Origin of the sequence: Campylobacter hyointestinalis subsp. lawsonii, from assembly GCF_013372165.1 — a bacterium.
GTDB classification, from domain to species: Bacteria; Campylobacterota; Campylobacteria; order Campylobacterales; family Campylobacteraceae; genus Campylobacter; species Campylobacter lawsonii.
Genome location: NZ_CP053828.1, coordinates 598,544 through 622,141, shown reverse-complemented (window position 1 = coordinate 622,141; position 23,598 = coordinate 598,544). Strand labels below are relative to the sequence as shown.

The window sequence follows — 23,598 nt, the reverse complement described above, 5'->3', positions numbered from 1 at the left end:
AGGACAAAAATGTCAAAAACTATATATGATGAAAAAAGACAATATCAAGCTGATATAATAAAAGAATTTGCTAAAAATGGAGTTGTAGAGCGAAGCGCAAAGTACTATGATAAAAATTTAGCAATGGATAAAGAGATACTACTAGAGTTTTTAAAATCCACTCAAGAAAAGGAGCTTAACTCACTTGGGCTAAAGGGTGATGAGATAATCTCTAAAATCAATGACTATATAATCAAAAATGGAATTCTAGAGTGCTTAAAAAATGGCGTAATGATAAATAATACAAACTTAGAGCTAGTTTATAACAAAGAAAGCTCTGGTTTTAATGCTGATTTAGCCCAGAAATATGAAAAAAATAAAATCACAATAATGCAAGAAGTAAATGCCGATAATGAGAATAAAGAGCGTGTGGATTTAGTGGTTTTTGTCAATGGTGTGGCGTTTGCTTGTATGGAGCTTAAAAGCAATTATTCAGGGCAGGATTATAAAGATGCTATAAAGCAGTATAAAGAGGATAGAAACCCGCAAAATAGGCTATTTGATAATAGGCTTGGTGCGATTGTATTTTTTGCTTTGGATCTGTATGAGTGCTATATGACTACAAAGCTAGAAAAATCCAAAACTAAATTTCTAGCCTTCAATAAAGGCAAAGGAAGTGGCAATGACACAGGGGCTGGAAATGATGAGATAGATGGCAAAATAAGCAATGTATGGTATCTATGGGAAGAGGTGTTAGTAAAGGATAATATAATTGATTTGATTAAAAATTTTATATTTGATGATAAGGGGGTTATGATTTTCCCACGCTATCATCAGATGGATCTAGTACATAAAGTAAAAAGCGATATTTTGAAAAATTCAGAGTATAAAAACTACTTAATCCAGCATAGCGCAGGATCTGGCAAGACTAAAAGCATAGCTTGGCTGGCATATATGCTAGCATCTTTGTATAAAAATGGCTCTGTAAGATATGAAAGCGTGATAATAGTAACTGATAGAATAGTAGTAGATAGACAACTGCAAAATGAGATAAACAAGATCAAACATCAAGAAGGATTTATAAAAGCTCTTGGCGATGAAAATAGCTCAAAAGATCTAAAAGATGCGATAAAAAATAGTGTAAAAATCATAATTTCTACAATCCAAAAATTCTCTTATATCAAAGATGAATTAAAAAATTTTGACACCAAATGCGCCGTGATAATAGATGAAGCGCACTCTAGCACCAGTGGGTCTAATATGGAGGCTTTGATAGATACTCTTAGTGCTGAATTTGGCGCAGAGAATAAACCCAAAAATATAAGCCTTTTTGGCTTTACAGCTACACCAAAGGAAAGTACTTTACAAATATTTGGTAAAGAGATAAATGGCATGTTTGTACCTTTTCATCTATACTCTATGAAACAAGCGATAGAAGAAGGATATATCCTAAATGTACTTGATAACTATACAACATACAGCACTCTTTATAACATAGTATTAAAAAGCAGCGATAAAGAGGTAGAACAAAACCAAGCAAAACGCAAAATAAGAGATATAATCAAACATAATACCGATATCATAAAAAGCCGTGTAGCTGTGATAGCTGAGCATTTTGCTAATATCGGTAGCGATATGCTAAACAGCAAGGCTAAAGCTATGGTAGTGTGCGAGGATATAGAAAGCGTGATAAGATATTATCAAGCTTTTTGCGAGTATTGCGTGGGGAGATATGATTTTAAACCTTTAATAGCTTTTAGCGGTCAAAAAGAAATTAATGGAGTGGAGTATAGCGAAAGCGGGATCAATGGCATAAGCGAAGCATCTTTGCCTAGCGAATTTAATAAAGATGAGCGAAGGGTGCTTTTTGTCGCAAATAAATACCAAACAGGATTTGACCAAAATAAGCTTTGTATAATGTATGTCATCAAAGCCCTTAGCGGAATAACCGCCGTCCAAACACTATCAAGGCTAAATAGAATTTGCCCAGAATTCCCGCATAAAACTACTTTTGTGCTTGATTTTGTAAATAAATTTGATGATATTATGGCGAGTTTTGCGCCCTATTATACGCAAACTATGCTAAAAGACGGCATTGATATGGCTGATTTACTTGACATTAGCGCAAAAATAGATGGATATAATATCTTAATGCCACTTGAAGAAAAGATAGTAGCAGATGCTATTTCTAATATAGATGATAATACTCAAACGATGATAAGGCCATATTTCACAAAAGCAATAAAACAGATAAATAATTTAGATGATAAGCATAAAATAGAGTTCAAAGGGTTGCTTACAAACTACAAAAATTTATTTTTACATTTGAAAATTATTTTTGGTGATACTTTTAGCGATCAGCTAAATAATAGATATGTTTTTATAGATATTTTGCTAAGACAGCTTGTAAATAGAAGTAGCGAAAATATAGATATAGATATAGGCGTGATAAATGTTCAAGTACTAAAAAACCAAACACACACAAAAGAAAATATAAAACCAGATCCAGTGATGCAGATGAGTGCCTTTGGCTCAATGAAGATTAATTCTAGCAAGCTAGAAATGCTCTCAATAATTATAAAAAAAATTAACGATAATCTTAGTCTAAATATGGAAGAAAACTCGCAAATTCAAGCTATTATAAATATCTCTGAGAAACTACTAAATAGCGCCAAGCTACAAAGCGGAGCAAAAAATAATAATAAAAATGACTTTACAAAACTTTATAATGATGAATTAAATGATATTTTGACAGATAATTACAATGATACGAAATTTGGTGCTTTATACGGCCAACTATTAAACAATCAAACTTATATAAATGAAATTTTCACACCGCTTAGAGATAATATCTATGATATTTTAGAAAAAAGATAGGTTAAAATTTTGCATAAATAAATGGTAAATTTTTGCTATATTATTAAAAAATGGTCAAATATTCACTTCAGTGCTAGAGAAATTTGGATTAAAATTGTATTGTAAATAGCTATTTGTAGTTTAGCAATTTTAAAATAAATAGGATAAAGTCCTAAAAACAGCAAAATAATTACATAAAAAGCATACTTCAAAAAAGATTATAAAAACTCTTAAAATTATCATTTAAAACAAGTAAAAAATGGATTTAAAATTTAAAAAAGAAATTTAGATTTATCATCGCCAGTTATATAAATATAGTATTTAATGAATATAAAATTTATAAAGTAACCCAATAAGTAACCTATTTGTTAAATAAATCAAATTTGATTTTTTCCTTACTATTTTTTGTGTTATATCTAAATTCACTTTCTTTGAGATAAAGATAGAAAATTCCTTTTTAATCTTTAGTTAATCTATGCTTTCCCAAAAACTCTAAATTTTATTTATCTGATTTTTGCAAACTCCAGTGTTACCATATAATGGGATTTTGCACTCCACAAGCGCCTTCTAAGTATCAGAGTAAATTGTAGAGTCAGAGTATTCCCAGCAATATCTCACTCGCAGAACAATTTTAATAATTTATGCATAAACTTCCAAACACGGGCGTTCTACCACTTGCACCACGACATATTTACTAAAATTAATTAGACCTAATAAAATACATATTTAACTATATCTATGGATTATTCACTTTAATATCAACTTAATATAATATATAATTAGCTGTTTATTATATTTTAAAATTGGGTTAATGTTCATGAGACCTTTCTTATAAAAAAGAAAAATGAAAAGGGGTGAGTATTATATTTTTATAAAAAATATCAAAAATTCAAAATTGTAAAACAAAAATTTTATATGTTCTTTTTAAAACAACTCGTTTATATGTAAAATTCTATTATTGAGTAATCTACTACCATTAAAAAGAATAATGCAGAATGGTTTTTAATGGTTTATTTGGTAATACAGATGATCATTTAAAAAATCACGGCGTTTTATATGATAGAGAGACAAAAAGTTGGAATTTAAGTCCAGCATTTGACATTACGCCTGATACGATAATATACTCAAAGCAAAGCCACGCTTTAAATTTTATAGATTTTGTAAATTTGCCTTCTATTGTATAAGAAATCTTTATAAAGATTTTAATTTTAATGAGTTAAAAGTAAGGTATTCTTTAAATAATAATGTTTTAAAAAGAAAAGAAAGTAAGGAGCTTTTGATTATGAATTTTTAGCAAACTAAGAGAGTAAAAATACTCTCTTTAATATTTAATTTTGCAAAAATATGGTAAAGTACCTTTAAAATTAAAATAATTTAAGGATTTATTATAGAAAACAATTATACCAATTCTGATATTATTGCTATTGCAAGTTCTTATATAACTTATACAAGTTGGATTGTTGCTATTGTTACTTTAGCAACAGCTTGTCTTGCCATATGGCTTACTGTGCATTATAACCGTGATAAACAAAGATTAATAAAAGAAACAGCTGATGTATTTTTGAATAAAATTATAGAAGATGAGAAATTACGCAATGATTTTATAAATAAAATTCTAAAAAATAGTGAATTTATGGAAGAATTTGAAAGAATGGTCGATTTACATATAAATGATAAAATATCTTCATTGATAGATATTGATCAAGAAAAATCACAAATAGGAGGTTTGGAATGACCTATAAAGAGATAAAAGATAAAACCCCTTATGAAATTCTAGATTTATTAAAAATGAAAGAACCACCATTCAATCCGTTTGAAATTGCTCAAAAATTAGGTATAAATGTAGTTAAAGATCTTGATCTTGATAAAATTGAAACTGAAGGTCAAATTAGTGTAGATGAAAAAGGTGAACCTATTATTTGGATAAATCCGCTCAAAAATGAAAATAGACAGCGTTTTACATTGGCACATGAATTAGGGCATTTAGCTAATGATATTTTACCTAGCATAGAAAATCCTATTATTGATAGCTATGAAACCCTTTATAGAAGCAATACATATGGTGGAATAGAAACTAGAGCCAATCAATTTGCGGCAAGACTACTTATGCCTCTTCGACAAATAGAAGATTTTATAGCAGAATGTAGAAAAACAACACCTGATTTAAAGGCGGCGGAAGCAATATTACTTATTGCTTCAAAATTCGAAGTTTCAAAGCAAGCTGTTTTTCACAGACTTAAAAATGTAGGTCTAATAAAGAAAGATTATATATATCCTTTTTAGAGTAAAGAGGCTAAAAATTATAAAGCTTTTTTGCTAAAATCTTTACTGCTTTCTTCTAGATACTCTTTATCTAAAATAGCTCAATATTTTAGATAAAAGCAAAATCGCTCAAAAATTATTGTGAGTTACTGTATAAAACATAGTAAATCTTCACCTTGCTTGTAGATATATTTAAAAGCTCTAGGAAGATTTTCTTCATTCCTTATAAACTGAAATGTTGCAATACTTTTTTGTGGATCTGTATCAATTATAGTTATATCTCGTTTATTAATGATAGATTGATATATAGCTAAATTAATAGCTAGTGTGCTTTTACCGCTACTACCTTTTTTCATTTATAATTGATAATATTTTTGATATCATATGACCTTGCCTTTTATATGCAATTCATATATAAAATTTACTTTAGCATCAAATATGGTCGGTGCGTTAAACCACGATATTTCATCATATTTTAAAAATTACCAATCTGGGTATATCTTTTTAATTTCCCTATATATAAATGCAAATTTTAATCCATTTTTTCTTTGCATTCATCAGTGCTTATTTCTTTATTTAAACGGATTTGATTTTCTATCCAATCCAAATTTGATATTTTTTTCATAATTATTTTATCTCCTTTTTTATAAGTTTTTTTAAGCTTTCTACTCTCTTTATTTGGTATTTAGCTCCCAAATCTTTTATTTGATTAATGCTATCTAGCTTCTCTTTTATAGCATATCTTATAAAAGCCGAAGCAGAAAAGCCCATATTAAATGCTGTTTGGTTGATATCGTGGTGCTCTTCTTCTGTGAAATATATCGTTATTATCTTTTTTCTTTTGAAATTTGCTATTCTTTCTTTATTTGGGATTGTCTTTCTTTTTTGAGCAATATTAGTATCCCCCCCCCTAGCTGAATTTAGAAATTCATTCTCATCTTTAAAGCCCATAATATATCATTTCTTAACTAAATTTTTTTATATTTAATTTAATTGATTTTTCAAATTCTTTATAAAAGCATTCAAATTCGTTTTTTGCCTTTTCATCACTATACTCGCTGATTGATAAGCCACTATTAATGGCTCTTTTATACGATACTCTTTGTGAAATTTGATGATTTAATAAAAATATATCTTGATTTTCACCTATTATATCGTTTAGCTCAGATTTTAACATATCAAGCTCATTTGATAAAAATTTATTTGTAGTAGCCTTATTTACGACTATATAAGTTAATAAATTTTCATTAAAATCTTTAGCGCTTTTTACAATCTCAACCATATAATTTATAACTTTTGTATCCAGAGATGAAGCAGTTGTTGGTATAATAACAACATCAGAGTATAAAATCGCTTTTCTCATCTCTTTGCTATCTCTATCACCGGTATCTATGATTATACTATCACAACTTAATTTAATAAGTTTAAGATCACTGCCTAAGCTCTCTCCTGTTTTAGACATTGTAGAAAATAGTTGTTCAATACCATTTGCAACTCTATTTTCGCAAAAAACAGAAGTTGAATTTTGCGGATCAGCATCTATAAGTAATGTTTTGTCTCCATCTATGGCTATTCTAGCACTTAGATTAAGACTTAGTGTTGTCTTGCCACTGCCACCTTTTTCATTTATAATTGCAATAGTCATTACGCTCATCTGATAATATTTGCTTTAAAATATTTCTAAAATATTAATAAATTAATTATAGATTAATAAATAAATTTAATTAGTCAATTATTGAATTATTTTTAATTAATTATTAAATAATTAAGAAATTACGCCATTTATCTATTTAGATCAACCTTCATATTTTTATATAAAATATCTTGTCTATCTTTGACATAATCGCTAAAATCATATCCCCTTTTTATCGGTTCATTTTTTATCTCTTTGGCTAAAATCTCTAAATTAAGTATTCGAACTTGATTGGTTAGTGATTGATTTTTTAATGCTATTGCTCCATTTCTCCCACTTTCATCTACATCAAAAACTATACATATTCTTCTATCTTTAAATAAATTTAAATCTTTATCTTTTATCTTATAATTAGCACTTGGCATACCAATAGCATTAATACCTAAATTAATTGCGTTTAATGCATCTTTCTCTCATTCGCATATATAGATTAATTCATCTTTTCTTGTTTTGTTTAAAATTTGTATGTTAAATATCTCTCTTGGTCTATTTTTTTCAAATAAAACTTTATACTCTTTATAATTAGGATTATAAGCCCAGAAATTTGCTACATTTCCATCACTATCTATTATAGGCATTGTAATTCTATCTCTTTTGCTATCCTAGCAACTCCTTAAGTTGCTGATTTAATCCATTGTTATTAGCAGTATGTATAGTTTGATTTACTAACTCTTTAAATCTAGCTTGATTTAAGTCTCTATTAACTTTATAAGCTTGAAATTTCTCTAAAACTTCATCTCTTTCAAAGCATTTAGCGGTTTGAGTGTGAGTTTGAGTGTTATTAGGCTTGAAAATATTGTTTATAGACTGATTTGTAAAGCTTTTTGCTATAGCAAATGCTTCTTTTTTACTAAGATTTTCAAAAGCAACCATAAAATCAATAATATCCCCGTGCCAACCAGTCCCAAAATCGTGAATTTTGCCATCTTTATGGATACTAGCAGAAGATATTTTCTCATTAGGTCGTATTTTAAATTTGTAAAATTTATCTACTTCATAGCCTCTACTTTGTAAAAATAGAGCCGTTTGGTGTGGCGATAGTCTCATATCCTTTATTTATTTTTAATAAATTAGCCACCAAAAATAGTCTTTTCCAGCTTTGCTAGTGACTTTTTGCTTTTGTAAAAAGCCGTTTTGACATTTAGGACATTTATGTGTTTCGTTATTTGCTAAATTCATTTTGAAATTTCCTTCTTTTAATCTATTAATCTCATCTCTTACAACTTGTTTTACTCCAAGCAAAAAATCATCTTTGCTTTTTGTGCCGATACTTATCTCTTTTTGTTCTTCAAACCATAAAGCAGTCAAATCTACACTAGTTAAAATTTCTGGTGCTACACTATATAATTGCCTACCAAGCTCACTAGAGACTATATTTTTCCCTTTTTCTTTAACCCAGATTCTACTTTCAATTTCCATCAGTTTTTGCCTTTATGATTTTATTTTTGCATTATATTTTAAAATATATATTGTCAATTAAGCGTATATCTTTGTAAAATTTGGTATTTTTTGTGATTTTTTTTATAAAGTGTTTGTGATGGAGTTTTTATAATTTAAAGTAAAATAGATGGCAAGATGGTAACACAACCATAATAAAACCATTAAATAAAGAAATAACAAATAAATGAAATTCATATTAAGGAGAAGAGAATCTCTTAATCCTAAGAGATTCTCCTTATTTTTTTAAATGATTTATTTTTGCTTATTGTGTTTTGGTTTTCTCTTATTTTTTAAACCTCCAAACTAGCTAGAAAGAAATTATCTTTAATTTCTAGCTAGTAACTTTTAAAACTTATATTTTATCCCAACATTTCCACTTAAGTAAGTTTCATTTTTAGAATCTACTTTTCCTGCTAAGATTTGTTTAGCTCCAATCCCTACATCTAAACTTAGTCTATCATTTAAAGAGACATTTCCTCCTACAATTAATTGTCCATAAGTCTTTTTCTTCTCTTCTCCTTTAATAGAAAAAGAAGTATTAGAACCTACAAAGCTAGCTACATAATCCTCTCCATTATTAACTACATATTGTTCAATCTTTGGAGTTATAAATAAATAAGAGTTTTCATTAAAATATTTTCTAGATTCTAATCCTAATTCTAAACTCAAAGAGTTATTAGTATTAGATTCTACATTTTTTGATACAGCACCTGTCTCTGTGTAATTAGGCGTATAGCTATAGTAGTAATTCACTCCTACAAATGGCTTTAAAAACAGATCATTTTCTAAATTAAATACTTTACCTATATTTGTATTTAATCCTACAAATCTTCTGTTAAAATCAGCATTACTTAAACTTCCTGCTAAATTAATATCTTGCTTTGTATCTCCTATTTGTCCATAGAGTTTAGAATTTAATTCCCAAGAATAATTAAATCTATAAGAGCTATAAATACCTAGTTGATAATTATCTGATTCTTGAACGCTTAGCTTATCTTTGATTTTAGAATTTGCATAAGTGGCATAGATTCCTAAAAGTAAATTTTCATTAAATTCTTTATCTGCACCTATGCTTATTCCATACAATCCTCCACTTTCTCCATCGATTATATTTGCTCCACCAAAAGTATTTGCCCATACACTATCTTTATAAGTTTTTGTGCCATAATAGTCATAGATAGCGTCACTTGCTATATTTGTGCTGTTTGCCAAAAGGCTAGATTTAAGCACATTAGCAAATCTTACTTCACTATATGGATTATTAATTCTAGCTATTCTGTCACCTAGAGCCATATCATTAGAGATATTTATAGCACCATTTGCAGAACTAGTGTTATTTAGAATATCTGTGCTATTTTTTGCGCTTTCTCTTACATCTTTAAAGAAGTCTTTATTTGTGATTGCATCTATACCCACTTTAGCATTAATATTAGAGTTAATCAAACTATCAAAGATACCTTGTGCTTCGTTTAGGTTGCCAGAAGTTTGCATAGAATCTGCTGTTTTAGCAGTGTTTGTAGCACCACCCATAGTGCCTGTTGTGAGAAGTGCGATGTAGTTGTTCTTTTGCGCTCCATTAGAATTTTTTGTATTCTCAAAGATATATTTTGTGGTATCAGTAACCTCTATCCCCATTGCGCCCATTTTATCTTCAGTGCTTACAGAATCTTCGCCGCCACTGCTATTAATTTTATCAATAATCTCTTGTTTGGCTTGTATTTGCTTATTGAAATCCTCTACAACTTTCTTTTCAATCTCTGTTGCGTTTTCTTTTGCTTGAAGTAGCCCATTAGCATCTTGGGCGCTTAAATCAGATTCCTTAGCTGCAGCTTTTAGATAATCAATCTCAAATTGTAACAATGCTTTCGTATCAGAAATCTTATCACTAAAGCCACCGCTAACAATTAAAGATTCTTTGCCATTGCTTTTATCTACACTTAGCTTATAATCTGTAAAATCTTTCGCATCCATAGGAGTAAAATAAGAATGATTTTGCTCTTTTATAAAATCATCTACAAGATTTTTATCGCTAATCAATTCACTTGCACGTTTTATGACTGTCCCACTTGCTACATTGCTTGTAGTTATATCACTATTAAATTTATCTGCACTTGCAAAAACGAATCTATCTAGCACGAGACTATTTAGGCTAGTATTTCCTACAGAAATTACAGAATTTTTAATGTTTGCTTCGCCATTAATATTAAAATTTAAATAGTTTTTTCCAACATTAAAACCATTAAAATAAGTTTTATCTGCATTAAAATTTCCATTAATAGTTAAAGAACCATTGAATGTATCTAAAGCGGGTATATTTGTAGCTACAGTTACCACTGAACCAAATTCATCAGAGCTTCTATTGATTGTAATTTCACCATTATTATTAGTAAATACATCTGTCTTTCCACTTATAGTAGTATCACCATTAATCACACTGCCGTTATGGAGAGCTTGTAAGTGCATATCTTCTAGTGTGATAGTTTTAGCAGTGAAATTCACATTTCCGATATAATTGGAAAGTTTTGGATTAGCATTAGTAGATTTAAAGATTAGATTATTTTCCCCTAAATCAATGTTTAATTTATTTTTATCTTGGTTTTTTTCACTTGCTACACCTTCGTTTAAATCGCTGTTTTCATAAGCCATATTAATGGTTAAATCTCCATTTTTATAGTCATCTTTTATACTAAGATTTTCGTTTTGATCAATATCAAAATATGTGGGAATCTCGCTAGATGAATTAATCTTAATATCTTGTGCGCAAATACTCACACTCCCTAACACTCCTAGACCAAATATTGCTCTTGATACAATAAGAGATAATTTCATTCTTACTCCTTAAAAATTAAATAAACCATTTATTTTATACCCCCCCCCTATTTTTTGCTTAAATATGATTTTATTAAAGATAATAAGGATTATTTGGTGCTTTTTGTAACTTTTTTAGAAAATTTGAATTTAGTGGTATGGCAATAATTTAAGAGAGAATTCCAGAGAATAGAAGCTTAGAGTTTAGGAAAGGTTTTAAAGGTTGTTGCAAAGAAATTTGGATTTGGCTTTAAATCTTTTAAAGATTTTTTGATACCAGCTTCGGTGATATCTTGAAGTAACATTCTTTTAATTGGTTTATTAGTTTTAGAATAGATAATAATCTCATCGATTAGAATTTGACCCTCTTCATCATAATCACCGCAATTGATAATCTCAGTAATTTGATTATCATTAATAAGCTTGATGATAGCTTTTAATTGAGCTTTTGATTTTTCTTTTGGTTTGTATTTGAAGTTATTAATTTCAAAAGGCAAATCAACCAAATTCCAGTTATTATATTTTTCATCATACTCGTTTGGTTCGCATAACTCTAGTATGTGTCCAAAAGCCCAAGTGATAATATCGCCACCAGCTACTATATGATCTGACTTTTTATCAAATTTACTATCTATACCAGAGGTTATGGCTCTTGCAAGTTCAGGTTTTTCTGCTATAAATAATCTCATTAAAGCTCCAATTCTATATTTTTATTTTTTAATTTTTTGCAATCATATTTTACTAATGTTTTCATCTTTGCGTATGCCTATTTCACCCATTTTTGTTCATTTTTACTCATCAATAGCCCCAACAATCTTTCTTAATGTTTTGTTTTTTATAATAATACTCATAAGTTTTACTATAGCTATTCATCACAGATAAAATTTAAAAATTCAGCTATAATTATACAAATATTAAGGGGTAAATATGTCTAAATTTGAAAGAGTTTTAAGAGTTGTAATCGGTATTTTGGTGATAGTTGGAGTATGGTATTTCTATGCTAGTTGGTGGGCTTTGCTAGGTTTGGTGCCACTCATAATAGGATTAATAGGCTTTTGCCCAATATACAGAGTATTAGGCAAACAGAGTTGCCCATTTAAGAAAAAGTGATATGAAATGGGCTAAGCCTCCAAGCTTAGTCCATTTTGATTTAAAAAATATACCTTATCTACTACCTTATTTATAAATTCCTTATCGTGTGAAACGATGATTTGAGCGATATCTAAGCTACCAAGGATATTTGCTACTTTGATTTGCATATCATAATCAAGCGCAGTTGTAGGCTCATCAAGTAATAGAATTTTAGGCTCGGTTATCAAGACCCCAGCTAATGCCACAAGCTTTTTTTCACCACCAGAGAGATAAAATACTATCTCATCTCTTAAGTGCGAAATCCCAAGTTCTGCTAGCATAAACTCAGCTCTTTTTCTTGCTTCATTTTTGCTTACACCCCTTGCCAAAAGGCTAAAAGCCACATCTTCAATAACACTTGGAGCGATAAATTGATCATCGCTATTTTGAAACAAAAAGCCTATTAAATTTCTATATTTTTCAAACTCATTTAGCTCTCTCATAGGCTCGTGAAATATCTCCACACTACCATCACAAGGCATCTTAAGACCGCCGATTATCTCAAGTAGGGTTGATTTGCCAGAGCCATTTTGACCTATGATAGCGATCTTTTCTTTGTGTGAAAGATTTAAATTTAAATTTTCAAACAAAACCCTATTTGCTATTTTAGCTTTTATATTTTTTAGCGTTACAGAACAGCTCAAATCAATACTCCTTGCCTTAAAATCAGTGCGATTAAAACCAAAATTATAAGCAAAATATCGCAAAATCCAAATTTAATGCTATTTTTAAATTTATAAAATTTCCCATCAAATCCCCTAGCTAGCATTGTTTTTTCTAACATTTGTGATTTTTTAAACGCACTTAAAAATAGCATTGCTACTAAATTCGCATATGTTTGATATACAAAAATCGAAGTTTTGTGCTTGAAATTTCTAGCTTTTAAAGTGCGTTTAAATTTGTAAAAATCAATCTTGCCTATCTCTATAAACCTAACACAAAAATAGAATAAATAGCTAATTTTATTACCCATACCAAGCCCTGAAATGCCTAGTGCTATGCTATATGAGTTAAGCTTATGAAACGACAAAAGTCCAAATAAAATAATCAAATTTGACCTAGCAAATATAAGTAAAGCTAAATTTAAATTATCTGCTAAAAGCACACTTATAACGACCAAAATAATGAAAAAATTCAAAAAAACAAGCCGTTTTAAAATCTCAAAAATATATCTAAATTTGATTAAGCCCAAAAATATAAGTGGCAAAAAGTGAGTCAAATATATCTCCCCACTAAGAGCCACAAAAAAGCTAAAAACCGCAAAACACGCTATAGAGATAGATGGATTTATCATTTTCTTTTAATCAGATATAATATCCCAAAAATCAAAATAATAGCAATCAAACTATAGATAATCTTAGAAATTTGATTATCATCTTCTATAGCTATTTTGGTATCAGTAGAAAATGAAATTCTCTTCTCATGAGCCAAAGAGCCATCAACTAAGATATCAAATTCATTTGCTATTAGTTTAAGCCTAGCAACGCCATTTTCATCAGTTTTGGTATTTTGTATGATTTTATCATCTTTGATGATATCGACATTACAATTTCTACAAGGCGAATTCCCATAAAAATAGCTCTTAATCACCACAAAATCGCCATCTTGACTAGCAAAAACCTTCAAAGAGTGAGCTTGCAAACTCACACCACAAAGCAGTATCAAAATTAGCCTTATCAATTTAAAAGCTCCTTATTAACTCTATAAATAAAACTTATAGCAAATAGGCTTATTATCCCCTCAACTATCATTAGTGGGAAATTCGCTGCCAAAGCAAGCCCAGATATAGCCAAAAACTCCTTGCCATTTAAGACCAAAACCCCACTTAAAATAAGCGATGAGCATAAAAGCGGGATGAAACCGACTAAAAACCAGCATATATATTGATAGATTTTTTGATATTTTTGCTCTTTAAAAGATAGTTTGACAAAATACCTAGCAAATATCGTAGGCACCGCTATCATCAGCAAATTCACCCCCAAAACGCTAATTCCACCATAGCCAAAAAATAGAGCTTGAAGCAAAAGCCCCACAAATATCGCTATAATCGCATTTACGCCCAAGAATGCACCCACCAAGCCACCTAATATCAAATGTATCGATGTCGGCCCAAGGGGGATATGTATAAAGGATGCCACAAAAAATATAGCGCTCATACAGGCGATTTTAGGGATATCTTTGAAATTTAATTTATAGACAAGATAAGCCACCCAAACCCCAGCTACAACCGCCGCCGGGATAATAATTTCAGGCTTTAAAACCCCTTCGCTAATATGCATTATTCATAATCCTTAGTCTCTACCCAGATGACTGCGCCGATCTCTACAGGATACTCTTTGCCATCTTTTTTGATTTTTTCATCATCTTCATTCAAAGCAGAAAATCCCCACCAACCAGCAAGGGGCATAGCAAAGCTAAACTCCCCAAGCTCATTAGTTTTGACTTCTTGAGTTATATAGTCCTCGCCAGGAGCCTTTAGTCCTTTTAAATTTAAATATTCTACTTCAACGATAGTGTTTTTAGCCGGTTTGCCTTTGTATAAGACCTTGCCTGAAAAGATATTTCCTTTATAAAGCGCATAAGGTCTAGTAAGCGGGATAATCTCAGTTTTTAGCCCTATTGGCTCATCCCAGCCTTCGCCGTATCCATAGGCATTTACTATAGTTTTGGTAATGTGTCTTATAAAGATATTTTCAGCAGGCTCAAAATATGGTTTTGGATCCATATAAAATTGATACATTCCAGGCTCTTTAATATTGTATTGAGCTTCGTAATAGCTCATTTTGCCATCTTTTTTTTCGCTTAAATTTGAGATTAGCTCTTTTTTGCCACCAACAAAAACTCCAGCTTCAACTGGCTTATCTAAATTCATCATCATGCTCTCAAATGGATGAGTAAATTTATATGTAATTTTTTCTTTGGCATGAGATGGCTCATCTATAGTAGAATTTGATGGAATTACCACGCCAAAATGCCCCCAAGCCACGCACGCAAGCGACGCTACTGCTAATAGTGATTTTAAATTCATTATTATCCTTTTTTAAAAAATATTACGTGCAATTATGCTATTTTTGCTCTTTAATATTACTTAATTTTAAAAATTAATAATCAAATGGAATTATTTATGCATAAACTCTTTTGGCGGCTCAAAGCTATAAGCACAAAAGCTTCTATCTAAATGAGCTCTAAATTTATATCCAAGCAATGAAGTTTCATAGCTATGTAAATACATTCTATTTGCGGTGCTTTTTGCATACTTTTCATCTCCCACAACACCATAACCGACGTGAGATAAATGACATCTGATCTGATGAGTACGCCCTGTTTCTATGGCTATTTTTATGAGAGATTTCTTTCCTTCTACCATAAGCGGACTTACGTGAGTTATCGCAGTTTTGCCTCTGCTTAAATCTATCTTAGAAAATGCACCACTTTTTGTTTTTATAGTCGTAATAGGAAGTTCTACGCTAAAATCCTCCACAACGATGCCTTTTACGATAGCTAAATACACTTTTTCTACTTTATTTGCAGCAAACTCTTTTATGGCGACTTGTCTAAATTCTTCATTTTTATACAGCAAAACAACTCCGCTCGTCTCTTTATCTAGTCTATTTAAAAGAGGATATTTAAACTCGCTAGCCACTTTTTCGCTTGTCATAAATGGCGGCTTATTGATCACTACTATATTTTCATCTTCAAAAATCTTAACCGGTTTAGGAAATCTTAAAACCTTAAATTCTGTAGTTTCGCTCACTAAGCCTCTAGCTAAAACTACTTTCATTCCTCTAGCACTCACTAGTCCAGCATCGATTAGATCTTTTGCTTCATTATTTGAAATTCCCTCTTGTTTTGCAAGTAGTTTATACGCTTTTTCTTCTTTCATTTTTCACCTTTTAACTCTTTTAAAATCTCATCAAAATTTGCCGGATTTCTTATGCTAGAACTCTTTAAATTTGAGTCTAAAAGCATAGAAATATCACTATAATCAGCCAAATTTATACCATCAATACTAGCATAAAGAGATTTTTGATTATCTATAAATTTACCGCTTATGATTTTACAGCCAAACTGCGCTGCTTCTATCGCATTATGCCCACCGATACCCGGCTCAAAACTACCGCATAAAATAACAATATCGCAAATTTGATATAAATTTACCAATTCTCCCAAAGCATCAACCAATACAACCCTACTTTTAAACTCTAAATTTTGGCTAAACTTTTCATAGCTAAATCCAAATTTAGAAGCGAAATCTTTAGCTAAAACATCTACTTTACCAAATCTCTCAGGATGTCTTGGAGCTATAAATAGCTGATCGCCATCTTTTAAATTTAAGTTTTGAAGTATTTTTTTTTCTTCATTTTCATGACTGCTTGCTATGATGATAGAACGCTCAAAATGCTTTGCATAGTTTTTTGTAGGCTTAGGAAGTTTTGTTGATTTTATATTTCCTACTACCTTTACATTTTTCGCACCTAGACTTTCAAGTCTAGTCTTGTCGTCATCACTCTGTGCTAAAACTAGATCAACATAAGAAAATAGATATCTATAATAAAATCTAAATCTAAGATAAGATTTATACGATTTATCGCTTATCCTCGCATTTAAAAGAATGGTTCTAGCTCCATTTATTTTTGCAAATTTAAATAAATTTAGCCAAAGCTCAGCTTCAAAAACTATAAGAGTATCGCATTTACTAAACCAAAATGGTAAAAAACATTCAAATGGTAAAAAACGTACGTTTTTAGTAATACTCATTGCTTTGTTAAAACCAGTTTGCGTGATAACAGAAATTCTAGCATCTCCTAAAGCTTTTACGATAGGTTCTATGCTAGAAACCTCGCCTAAACTACAGGCATGAAAATGATATTTTGAACTTTTAAATTTTGGATTGTTTTTTAAAAAAAATCTCGCAGGAATACTTCGCTTAAATTTCGATCTTAAACAAAGTAGAGCCAAAAAAGGCGCTACTACACATAAGACTATAAAACAAAAAAATGTATAGATCACTCGCTATCTTTGTATAAAATACGTCCGCAATGAGGGCAAGTAACTATATCTTCACTCTTAATAACATTTGCATAAGTTTTATCATTTATCTTCATAAAGCAACCATAACAAGCTTGTTTTTTTACAGGAACTACGGCAGTATTCTTAGCCCATTTACGAATTTTTTCATAAAAAGTAAGAACTTTTTGATTCATTTCTAATAAAAGCTTATCTTTTTGCTCATAAACCATATTTCTATCATTTTGTAGCTCATTTAACTTAGATAGAGTTTCTTTCTCTAGCTCCTCAAGAGTCGCATTTAGCGCATCTTTTTTTTCATTTAGTTCTGTAGTAAAGAGTTTTTTTGTCTCTATGATTCTTTCTAGTCTAGCTATCTCTTCATTCGCCGCTTCAAGCTGATCTTTTGCTAGATCTTCTTCTAAATTTAAAGCCTTGATCTCTTTTTCTGTTTTTACAGAACCGCTTTTTTTACCGACTTCTTTTAATTTTAAATTAAACTCTGATATATGAGCGTTTGTGCTATCTATTTGAGATTTTAACTCAGATATTTCATTTAGAGTGTTGCTTATTTGATTATCTATGGATTCTATCTCTTCTTTTTTTAAATTTAAACTTCTGTTTATATCGTCGATGCGTGGGGCATAGCCATCTATCTTTTTATCTATTTGCGATAGAGTAACTAGCTGCTTGAGGTATTGATTCATAATTTTCCTTCGTAGTATGTAAATGGATTGATTGAATTTGTGATTGTAGCAAAAAGTCCATTTTTTTGCAAGTGGATCGCTAGACAATCCCCAAAATACCGCTCACTCTCAAAGTGTCCCATATCTATTAAACTTAACGAATTTTCTAATGCTTCAAGAGCTGTGTGATACTTAAAATCCCCGCTTACAAAACAATCAGCTTCAAAACTACCTATTAGATCAGCTCCACTTCCAGTGCAAAAAGCAGCATTTTTGATAAAAGAATTTGCTTTAACTGCTCTTAAATTTGGTATTTTTAGCTTAGATCTTATCTCATTTGCAAACTCATCAAAGCTCTTATTTACATTAAATTTAAGTATAAAACCCTCTTTTATAAAATCTTTATATCCAAGCACTTCGCTTAAAACATATCTATTTAGTAAGTGCAGATCAAAATTCGTATGCATAGATATAAGTTTTATCTCTTTTTTTATCATCAAAGATATCAAATTTGATGGAAATTTATCAGGATTTATAGACTTTAAACCCTTAAATATCAATGGATGATGAGTTATAAAAAGAGTATTTTGTTTGGCATTTTTTATCAAATTCGTATCTAGATCAAGGCTTAAAACTATCTCATCAAAACTATCATTCAAAGAGCCGATCAAAAGCCCGGAGTTGTCCCAGCTCTCTTGATCACTAAATGGCGCCAAACTATCTAAAAGTGAGTAAATTTCAGATATTTTCACTTATTCAAACTCTCTTTATAGGCTATAGCGCAGCCTTTTGCAAGCTCTCTAATCTTTAGTATAAAATCTTGCCTTTGAGTGACACTTATAGCACCTCTTGCATCAAGCACGTTAAACGTGTGAGCTGCTAGCATACAATAGTCATAAGCAGGAAGTGCTAAACCTTGCTCTAAGATCATTTTACACTCTTTAGCGTAATCATCAAAATGTTTAAAAAGCATAGAAGTATCTGCTATCTCGAAGTTATACTTGCTAAATTCAAATTCGCTTTGTTTATGCACGTCGCCGTACGTGACGATTTTGCCATCTCTTTCATCCCAAACTATATCATACACATTATGTTTATCTTGCAAATACATAGCCAAACGCTCTATGCCATAAGTAACTTCTGCGCTAACTAGCTCACAAGGTATGCCACCTACTTGTTGAAAATACGTAAATTGTGTAACTTCCATACCATCAAGCCAAACTTCCCAGCCAAGACCCCAAGCACCTAGAGTTGGGCTTTCCCAGTTGTCTTCTACAAAGCGAATATCGTGTTTATTTACGTCTAATCCTAAACGCTCTAAACTCTTTAAATACAACTCCTGTATATTTTTAGGGCTTGGTTTCATTATAACTTGAAACTGATAATAGCTCCCAAGGCGATTTGGATTTTCACCATATCTTCCATCAGTAGGTCTACGAGACGGCGCTACGTAAGCTACGTTCCATGGTTTATCCCCTAGACTTCTTAAAAATGTTGCTTGATGGTAAGTTCCCGCACCAGCAGGCATATCATATGGCTGAACTATGATGCAACCTTGTTCATGCCAATAAGTTTGTAATGTAAGTATTATCTCACTAAAAGTCATAAAGTTCCTTTGTCAATTTAAATTTACAATAGCTTAGGATTTGAAATTTTCTACTGCTTTATTCCACATAAGCTTATATTTTCTTTTTAAAAACTCAACTTCATCTTGAGCGATTTTTAGCTGATTTGTAAGAGTTTCTACCGTTTTTCTATCCTCATCATAAAGATCTTGCATAGAATAAAGCGCTTCTTTTAAAAATTTATTTTCATTTCGCAAAGCCTCAAGCGTTTCATCTTTGGCGTCTAAAACTTTTTCATGTAAATTTAAAATCGTCCCTATGGTTTTTTCAACGAAACTCTCTCCTGGTAAAGTAGGATTTAAGCTAAGAGTAACATCACTATTTGAACTAGGAACTATACTCATCGTTCCTTCGTTTGCCTCGATATATATTTTATCGTTTTCATTTTTTGTCTTAAGAGCGCCTCTTTGTATCATATCATCTACAACATCACGATTTAAATGAACCAGCTTACAAAATTCATCGATTTCAAGATAGGTCTTCATTTTTATCCTTTTTTATCCAAGTAAAACTTCGATCTTTTTAGAGTCTTCTTCTAGTATTTTTGCTTGTTTTTCTCTATCTTCTAATAATTTAGAATTTAAGTTTTCATCATTTAAAGCTAAAATTTGCATAGCAAGATAAGCTGCATTTTTTGCTCCAGCTTTTCCTATAGCAAGAGTTGCTACAGGCATACCTGCTGGCATTTGCACAGTCGAATACAGTGCGTCCACACCATTTACAGCAGATCCTCCCATAGGTACGCCGATAACAGGTTTAGTTGTATTTGCTGCTACTGCTCCTGCAAGGTGAGCTGCCATACCAGCAGCGCAGATAAATACTGTGGCACCTCTTTTATCGGCATCTATAACATAGTCGTGAGTTCTTTTTGGGCTTCTATGAGCCGAACTGATAATCATCTCAAATTTAACGCCAAAACTTTCTAATATCTTAGCAGCTTCATTTACGATCTCATAATCGCTCTTACTTCCCATAATAATACTAACAAATTTCATAGTTCTCCTTATAATCCGTATTTACAAATTAAAATATTTTTATAAAAAGCTACGTTTTTTGCAAACACTGCCTTTTTTAAATTTAAAGATCCTAAAAAACTCAGTAGTCGCTCTTTTATAAATCAAATTTCTTTCCTTAAAAAACTAAACTCAGGTAGCTTAAATGGAAGCTTTATCTCGTTTTCGTTTCCGCTATGAATCTCGCTAAATTCTTTACCTTTTTTGTTTATAAGTTTTGTAAATTCAATAAAATATCTGCCCTCTTTTTCATAAACCATTCCAAGCTCATTTTGACCTAAATTTATCTTTGAATTAAGCGGAGCAAATATCTCATAGGTAGCATTAGGAGTTATTTTAAATTTAGTTTTAAAATACTCTCCATCTTCGCTTATAGCATGGACTTGATGAGTTCCTTCTTCTAGGCTTGAAACGTGATTTTGAGTATTTGTTCTTTCATAAGGTTTATGTATCAGATATCCGTCGCTAAAACCACGATTTTTAAGTGTGTTTAGCTCAGCTTTATACAAATTAGGATTAAATTTACCGCTAAGCGCGTCTTCAATTGCCATTTTATATGTTCTTGTCGTGCAAGCAACGTAATACTCGCTTTTTGTACGCCCTTCTATCTTTAGGCTATCTATTGCACCAGTTGCCATTATCTTTTCTATATGAGTAGCTAAATTTAGATCTTTAGAGTTCATTATATGAGTCCCATTTTCATCTTCTTCTAGTCTAAAAAGTGTTCCGTTATCTTCGCTTTTAGCATACAATTCATATTTAAATCTACAATCATTTGCACAACTTCCGCGGTTGCTTAGTCGTCCGCTTTGCACAGCTGAGATCAGACATCTGCCACTATATGCAAAGCACATAGAGCCATGACAAAAAATTTCTATCTCAAGGTTTGGAATTTTTTCTTTTATCAAAACTGCGTCTTTTAAGCTCATCTCTCTAGCAGCGACTATGCGACTAGCTCCCATTTTATGATAAATTTCAGCATCAAGATAGTTCATAACATTTGCTTGAGTCGAAAGATGAACTTCTACATTACTAGCCAACTCTTTAGCTAGACTCATAACTCCAGGGGTTGCGATTATAAAGGCATCTACACCAAATTCAGCTATAGTTTTGATATGACGCTTTAAAGGCTCGATTTGTCCATTAAATGGAAATCCATTTATTGTAGCATAAAATTTAGCATTATGTTTATGAGCTAGTCTTACGCCCTCTTCAAAACTTTCTAGATTAAATTCCTTAGCGCTTCTTTGACGAAGTGAAAAACTACCTACGCTAGCATAGACGGCGTCTGCACCATAAGCCAAGGCTATTTGAAGTTTTGTCAAATTTCCGGCTGGGCTTAGAAGCTCTGGTCTTTTCACTTTTTACCCAAGCTTTCTATGAGGGCTTCTATATCTTCGTTACTAACTACGTTTTCAGTAGTAGTATCACCCTTGATATGTATAGCAGAACCTACACGTTTTTCATCTTCAATTTTGCCCTCAAACAGACTATTCATATATTTGCTAAGAGCTCTCATAACATTTATAACGCGTTCTATTTTTTGACGATGTATATCTTGATATTGCATCATATCCATAGTCATCATGACTTCATCTTGACCCATTTGTAAGTTACTTATGATATCATCAAATTTGTTTCCTAGCTCTTTGTTTGACCTTAACATATCTGAAAACGTTGCAACATTTGGAAACTTAGCCGTTAGTTTTTCAAATACTTCTATATTTTTATCATTTAGTTCTTTTGCATCATTGCAGATATTCTCAGCATCCATAAAGAAGTTGTTTATGGACTCTAGCTTATCAAACATTTGAGTAGCTTTTTCTTCGCTATCTTTTGTCACATCGTCTAGTTGTTTAACCATTTTGTGATCATCAGTAGGAGGCGGAGGCGGCCACGCTGCAGTTGAAGTTACTCTATAGTTTTTATTTTCATCAAAAGATTCTTCTTTTTTTTGCGATTTTTCTTCCAAAGGCTCACTATCTTTAGACTCTTCTTCTATGATCTCTTGGGTGTCACCTTGTGTATCTAAGCTCTCATCTAAATTTGATTTGCTTTGTATATCGGCGCTTTGCTCGTCTTCTAGGCCATCAGCCATCAAAGCGTCTAACTCTTCTTGCGTCATAAGAAACTCCTAAAACTTAATTTGCATATTCTAGCTTAAATTATCTAAAAATTGAATTACAACATTAATATTTTTTCTAGTAATTTATCGATATTTATCTATAATAATAGGTAATAAATTATTTTAACCTAAATTTGTTAAAATATCACAGAAGGAGTAAAGATGTTAATAGACTTACACAATCACACCAAACTTTGTAATCACGCTTCAGGTACGCCACTACAATATGCCAAAAAAGCCTATGAAATGGGTTGTAAATACTATGGATTTAGCGATCACAATCCTATGAAATTCGATGAAAAATACAGAATGAAATTTGAACAAATGTCGCTTTATAAACAGATGATAGATGAAGTCAAGGCTAAATTTGATGGAAAAATGGAAGTATTATTTGGCTATGAAGTTGATTTTTTAGAAGGATTTATGGATGAAAGAGTTCTTAGCGTAAAGTGCGATCATCTCATAGGCTCAGTGCATTTTTTAAATGGTTGGGGGTTTGATAATCCAGAGTTTATAGGCGAGTACAAAAACAAGGATATAAACCAAATTTGGGAGCAGTATTTTAATGCTATAGAAAATTTAGCAAAATCCGGAAAATTTGATATAGTAGGTCATATAGATCTTATAAAAGTATTTAATTTTAAACCGACAAAAGAGATAAAAAGCATAGCAAAAAATGCCATAAAAGAGATAAAAAAAGCAAATTTAGTAGTCGAATTAAACAGCGCAGGATATAGAAAACCAGCAAATGAGCTATATCCTAGCGATGATATCTTAGAAATGTTAGCTGAGTTTAACATACCTATAACCTTTTCAAGTGACGCTCACGAAGTAGCTCAAGTAGGACAAAATATGGATAAAAGTATGGAAAAAGCAAAAGAATTTGGATTTAGCGAGGCTGCAATTTTTGTAAATAGAGATAGACAAATGATTGAAATTTAAAAAAGACTATATTTTTAATATAAAACTAAGC

Annotated in this window: 29 protein-coding genes and 2 pseudogenes; 7 read left to right on the top strand and 24 right to left on the bottom strand. The window is 31.0% G+C overall.

The window, feature by feature from the left end; translation table 11 throughout:
• Positions 1–9 precede the first annotated feature (9 nt).
• The 5 genes and pseudogenes from CHLWT_RS03170 to CHLWT_RS03150 all read left to right on the top strand — a co-directional run bounded on the left by CHLWT_RS03170 (position 10) and on the right by CHLWT_RS03150 (position 5,118).
• On the top strand, positions 10–2,856 hold the full coding sequence (locus CHLWT_RS03170) for a DEAD/DEAH box helicase family protein (RefSeq protein WP_111999912.1): 2,847 nt from the start codon (positions 10–12) through the stop codon (positions 2,854–2,856).
• Between the two features lie 974 nt (positions 2,857–3,830).
• The gene (locus CHLWT_RS03165; protein ID WP_244948796.1) at positions 3,831–4,019 is read left to right on the top strand and encodes a HipA domain-containing protein; all 189 of its coding nucleotides are present in this window, start codon (positions 3,831–3,833) and stop codon (positions 4,017–4,019) included.
• Positions 3,953–4,129 (top strand): annotated as a pseudogene (locus CHLWT_RS09690) (DNA adenine methylase); the annotation flags it as partial. The gene CHLWT_RS03165 and the pseudogene CHLWT_RS09690, both read left to right, overlap by 67 nt.
• A gap of 213 nt (positions 4,130–4,342) precedes the next feature.
• Entirely contained in the window at positions 4,343–4,570 is a 228-nt protein-coding gene (locus CHLWT_RS03155) for a hypothetical protein (RefSeq protein WP_111975141.1), read from the top strand.
• A complete protein-coding gene (locus tag CHLWT_RS03150; RefSeq protein ID WP_111947945.1) occupies positions 4,567–5,118 on the top strand; it encodes an ImmA/IrrE family metallo-endopeptidase in 552 nt (183 codons plus the stop codon). The genes CHLWT_RS03155 and CHLWT_RS03150 overlap by 4 nt, the downstream gene beginning before the upstream one ends.
• 17 nt (positions 5,119–5,135) lie before the next feature.
• Here CHLWT_RS03150 and CHLWT_RS09730 read toward each other — a convergent pair.
• The 10 genes and pseudogenes from CHLWT_RS09730 to CHLWT_RS03105 form a co-directional block, all read right to left on the bottom strand.
• Positions 5,136–5,259 (bottom strand): annotated as a pseudogene (locus CHLWT_RS09730) (ankyrin repeat domain-containing protein); the annotation flags it as partial.
• Complete coding sequence (locus CHLWT_RS03145; RefSeq protein ID WP_111947944.1) at positions 5,244–5,453, bottom strand: nucleotide-binding protein; 210 nt, start codon at positions 5,451–5,453, stop codon at positions 5,244–5,246. The pseudogene CHLWT_RS09730 and the gene CHLWT_RS03145, both read right to left, overlap by 16 nt.
• A 271-nt stretch (positions 5,454–5,724) precedes the next feature.
• Complete coding sequence (locus CHLWT_RS03140) at positions 5,725–6,048, bottom strand: plasmid mobilization protein (RefSeq protein WP_111947943.1); 324 nt, start codon at positions 6,046–6,048, stop codon at positions 5,725–5,727.
• Positions 6,049–6,061: 13 nt separating this feature from the next.
• Positions 6,062–6,742 (bottom strand): AAA family ATPase, encoded by a 681-nt coding sequence (locus CHLWT_RS03135; protein WP_111999954.1) that lies wholly within the window; start codon positions 6,740–6,742, stop codon positions 6,062–6,064.
• 137 nt (positions 6,743–6,879) lie between these two features.
• Positions 6,880–7,155 (bottom strand): hypothetical protein, encoded by a 276-nt coding sequence (locus CHLWT_RS03130; RefSeq protein ID WP_111999913.1) that lies wholly within the window; start codon positions 7,153–7,155, stop codon positions 6,880–6,882.
• Between the two features lie 48 nt (positions 7,156–7,203).
• A complete protein-coding gene (locus CHLWT_RS03125) occupies positions 7,204–7,368 on the bottom strand; it encodes a hypothetical protein (protein WP_170253199.1) in 165 nt (54 codons plus the stop codon).
• A 19-nt stretch (positions 7,369–7,387) separates the two neighbouring features.
• A complete protein-coding gene (locus tag CHLWT_RS03120; RefSeq protein WP_111999914.1) occupies positions 7,388–7,837 on the bottom strand; it encodes a hypothetical protein in 450 nt (149 codons plus the stop codon).
• A 15-nt stretch (positions 7,838–7,852) separates the two neighbouring features.
• On the bottom strand, positions 7,853–8,209 hold the full coding sequence (locus CHLWT_RS03115; RefSeq protein WP_111999915.1) for a hypothetical protein: 357 nt from the start codon (positions 8,207–8,209) through the stop codon (positions 7,853–7,855).
• 366 nt (positions 8,210–8,575) lie between these two features.
• Complete coding sequence (locus CHLWT_RS09420; RefSeq protein ID WP_244948795.1) at positions 8,576–11,059, bottom strand: autotransporter outer membrane beta-barrel domain-containing protein; 2,484 nt, start codon at positions 11,057–11,059, stop codon at positions 8,576–8,578.
• A gap of 176 nt (positions 11,060–11,235) precedes the next feature.
• Positions 11,236–11,727 (bottom strand): toprim domain-containing protein, encoded by a 492-nt coding sequence (locus tag CHLWT_RS03105; protein ID WP_111974808.1) that lies wholly within the window; start codon positions 11,725–11,727, stop codon positions 11,236–11,238.
• A gap of 238 nt (positions 11,728–11,965) precedes the next feature.
• Here CHLWT_RS03105 and CHLWT_RS03100 point away from each other — a divergent pair, with 238 nt between their 5' ends.
• Entirely contained in the window at positions 11,966–12,148 is a 183-nt protein-coding gene (locus CHLWT_RS03100) for a YgaP family membrane protein (RefSeq protein WP_111999916.1), read from the top strand.
• A gap of 11 nt (positions 12,149–12,159) precedes the next feature.
• Here CHLWT_RS03100 and CHLWT_RS03095 read toward each other — a convergent pair whose 3' ends face one another.
• The 14 genes from CHLWT_RS03095 to CHLWT_RS03030 form a co-directional block, all read right to left on the bottom strand.
• Positions 12,160–12,813, bottom strand: a complete 654-nt coding sequence (locus tag CHLWT_RS03095) for an energy-coupling factor ABC transporter ATP-binding protein (RefSeq protein ID WP_111999917.1) — start codon at positions 12,811–12,813, stop codon at positions 12,160–12,162.
• Positions 12,810–13,463, bottom strand: coding sequence for a CbiQ family ECF transporter T component (locus CHLWT_RS03090; protein ID WP_111970486.1), 654 nt, complete (start codon positions 13,461–13,463; stop codon positions 12,810–12,812). Before CHLWT_RS03090 ends, CHLWT_RS03095 begins: the two co-directional genes overlap by 4 nt.
• Complete coding sequence (locus CHLWT_RS03085) at positions 13,460–13,849, bottom strand: hypothetical protein (RefSeq protein ID WP_111999918.1); 390 nt, start codon at positions 13,847–13,849, stop codon at positions 13,460–13,462. Before CHLWT_RS03085 ends, CHLWT_RS03090 begins: the two co-directional genes overlap by 4 nt.
• The gene (gene cbiM / locus CHLWT_RS03080) at positions 13,846–14,448 is read right to left on the bottom strand and encodes a cobalt transporter CbiM (RefSeq protein WP_111974813.1); all 603 of its coding nucleotides are present in this window, start codon (positions 14,446–14,448) and stop codon (positions 13,846–13,848) included. The genes CHLWT_RS03085 and cbiM overlap by 4 nt, the downstream gene beginning before the upstream one ends.
• Positions 14,448–15,197 carry a DUF4198 domain-containing protein gene (locus CHLWT_RS03075; protein ID WP_111999919.1) on the bottom strand — a complete coding sequence of 250 codons (750 nt, stop codon included), beginning with the start codon at positions 15,195–15,197 and terminating at the stop codon, positions 14,448–14,450. The genes cbiM and CHLWT_RS03075 overlap by 1 nt, the downstream gene beginning before the upstream one ends.
• Before the next feature lie 90 nt (positions 15,198–15,287).
• Positions 15,288–16,052 carry a pseudouridine synthase family protein gene (locus CHLWT_RS03070; RefSeq protein WP_111999920.1) on the bottom strand — a complete coding sequence of 255 codons (765 nt, stop codon included), beginning with the start codon at positions 16,050–16,052 and terminating at the stop codon, positions 15,288–15,290.
• A complete protein-coding gene (waaA, locus tag CHLWT_RS03065) occupies positions 16,049–17,179 on the bottom strand; it encodes a lipid IV(A) 3-deoxy-D-manno-octulosonic acid transferase (protein WP_111999921.1) in 1,131 nt (376 codons plus the stop codon). The genes CHLWT_RS03070 and waaA overlap by 4 nt, the downstream gene beginning before the upstream one ends.
• Complete coding sequence (locus CHLWT_RS03060) at positions 17,176–17,883, bottom strand: zinc ribbon domain-containing protein (RefSeq protein ID WP_111999922.1); 708 nt, start codon at positions 17,881–17,883, stop codon at positions 17,176–17,178. Before CHLWT_RS03060 ends, waaA begins: the two co-directional genes overlap by 4 nt.
• Positions 17,880–18,614, bottom strand: a complete 735-nt coding sequence (locus tag CHLWT_RS03055; protein ID WP_111999923.1) for a Nif3-like dinuclear metal center hexameric protein — start codon at positions 18,612–18,614, stop codon at positions 17,880–17,882. The genes CHLWT_RS03060 and CHLWT_RS03055 overlap by 4 nt, the downstream gene beginning before the upstream one ends.
• Positions 18,611–19,468 (bottom strand): glycine--tRNA ligase subunit alpha, encoded by an 858-nt coding sequence (gene glyQ / locus CHLWT_RS03050; protein ID WP_059425648.1) that lies wholly within the window; start codon positions 19,466–19,468, stop codon positions 18,611–18,613. The genes CHLWT_RS03055 and glyQ overlap by 4 nt, the downstream gene beginning before the upstream one ends.
• 33 nt (positions 19,469–19,501) lie before the next feature.
• Complete coding sequence (locus CHLWT_RS03045) at positions 19,502–19,972, bottom strand: DUF3972 domain-containing protein (RefSeq protein ID WP_063998461.1); 471 nt, start codon at positions 19,970–19,972, stop codon at positions 19,502–19,504.
• A gap of 12 nt (positions 19,973–19,984) precedes the next feature.
• A complete protein-coding gene (purE, locus tag CHLWT_RS03040) occupies positions 19,985–20,482 on the bottom strand; it encodes a 5-(carboxyamino)imidazole ribonucleotide mutase (RefSeq protein WP_111985145.1) in 498 nt (165 codons plus the stop codon).
• A gap of 122 nt (positions 20,483–20,604) precedes the next feature.
• Positions 20,605–21,861, bottom strand: coding sequence for a peptidase U32 family protein (locus tag CHLWT_RS03035; RefSeq protein WP_111999924.1), 1,257 nt, complete (start codon positions 21,859–21,861; stop codon positions 20,605–20,607).
• Entirely contained in the window at positions 21,858–22,625 is a 768-nt protein-coding gene (locus CHLWT_RS03030; RefSeq protein WP_111999925.1) for a chemotaxis protein, read from the bottom strand. Before CHLWT_RS03030 ends, CHLWT_RS03035 begins: the two co-directional genes overlap by 4 nt.
• 162 nt (positions 22,626–22,787) lie before the next feature.
• Here CHLWT_RS03030 and CHLWT_RS03025 point away from each other — a divergent pair, with 162 nt between their 5' ends.
• Positions 22,788–23,567 (top strand): histidinol-phosphatase, encoded by a 780-nt coding sequence (locus CHLWT_RS03025; RefSeq protein WP_111999926.1) that lies wholly within the window; start codon positions 22,788–22,790, stop codon positions 23,565–23,567.
• Positions 23,568–23,598: the final 31 nt, after the last annotated feature.

Bases quoted from the DNA above. Each gene is read 5' to 3' on its own strand.
- CHLWT_RS03170 (WP_111999912.1), top strand. From the start codon at position 10: ATGTCAAAAACTATATATGATGAAAAAAGACAATATCAAGCTGATATA.
- CHLWT_RS03165 (WP_244948796.1), top strand. From the start codon at position 3,831: ATGGTTTTTAATGGTTTATTTGGTAATACAGATGATCATTTAAAAAAT.
- CHLWT_RS03150 (WP_111947945.1), top strand. From the start codon at position 4,567: ATGACCTATAAAGAGATAAAAGATAAAACCCCTTATGAAATTCTAGAT.
- CHLWT_RS03145 (WP_111947944.1), bottom strand. From the start codon at position 5,453: ATGAAAAAAGGTAGTAGCGGTAAAAGCACACTAGCTATTAATTTAGCT.
- CHLWT_RS03140 (WP_111947943.1), bottom strand. From the start codon at position 6,048: ATGGGCTTTAAAGATGAGAATGAATTTCTAAATTCAGCTAGGGGGGGG.
- CHLWT_RS03135 (WP_111999954.1), bottom strand. From the start codon at position 6,742: ATGACTATTGCAATTATAAATGAAAAAGGTGGCAGTGGCAAGACAACA.
- CHLWT_RS03130 (WP_111999913.1), bottom strand. From the start codon at position 7,155: ATGCCAAGTGCTAATTATAAGATAAAAGATAAAGATTTAAATTTATTT.
- CHLWT_RS03125 (WP_170253199.1), bottom strand. From the start codon at position 7,368: ATGCCTATAATAGATAGTGATGGAAATGTAGCAAATTTCTGGGCTTAT.
- CHLWT_RS03120 (WP_111999914.1), bottom strand. From the start codon at position 7,837: ATGAGACTATCGCCACACCAAACGGCTCTATTTTTACAAAGTAGAGGC.
- CHLWT_RS03115 (WP_111999915.1), bottom strand. From the start codon at position 8,209: ATGGAAATTGAAAGTAGAATCTGGGTTAAAGAAAAAGGGAAAAATATA.
- CHLWT_RS09420 (WP_244948795.1), bottom strand. From the start codon at position 11,059: ATGAAATTATCTCTTATTGTATCAAGAGCAATATTTGGTCTAGGAGTG.
- CHLWT_RS03105 (WP_111974808.1), bottom strand. From the start codon at position 11,727: ATGAGATTATTTATAGCAGAAAAACCTGAACTTGCAAGAGCCATAACC.
- CHLWT_RS03100 (WP_111999916.1), top strand. From the start codon at position 11,966: ATGTCTAAATTTGAAAGAGTTTTAAGAGTTGTAATCGGTATTTTGGTG.
- CHLWT_RS03090 (WP_111970486.1), bottom strand. From the start codon at position 13,463: ATGATAAATCCATCTATCTCTATAGCGTGTTTTGCGGTTTTTAGCTTT.
- cbiM (WP_111974813.1), bottom strand. From the start codon at position 14,448: ATGCATATTAGCGAAGGGGTTTTAAAGCCTGAAATTATTATCCCGGCG.
- CHLWT_RS03075 (WP_111999919.1), bottom strand. From the start codon at position 15,197: ATGAATTTAAAATCACTATTAGCAGTAGCGTCGCTTGCGTGCGTGGCT.
- CHLWT_RS03070 (WP_111999920.1), bottom strand. From the start codon at position 16,052: ATGAAAGAAGAAAAAGCGTATAAACTACTTGCAAAACAAGAGGGAATT.
- CHLWT_RS03060 (WP_111999922.1), bottom strand. From the start codon at position 17,883: ATGAATCAATACCTCAAGCAGCTAGTTACTCTATCGCAAATAGATAAA.
- glyQ (WP_059425648.1), bottom strand. From the start codon at position 19,468: ATGACTTTTAGTGAGATAATACTTACATTACAAACTTATTGGCATGAA.
- CHLWT_RS03045 (WP_063998461.1), bottom strand. From the start codon at position 19,972: ATGAAGACCTATCTTGAAATCGATGAATTTTGTAAGCTGGTTCATTTA.
- purE (WP_111985145.1), bottom strand. From the start codon at position 20,482: ATGAAATTTGTTAGTATTATTATGGGAAGTAAGAGCGATTATGAGATC.
- CHLWT_RS03030 (WP_111999925.1), bottom strand. From the start codon at position 22,625: ATGACGCAAGAAGAGTTAGACGCTTTGATGGCTGATGGCCTAGAAGAC.
- CHLWT_RS03025 (WP_111999926.1), top strand. From the start codon at position 22,788: ATGTTAATAGACTTACACAATCACACCAAACTTTGTAATCACGCTTCA.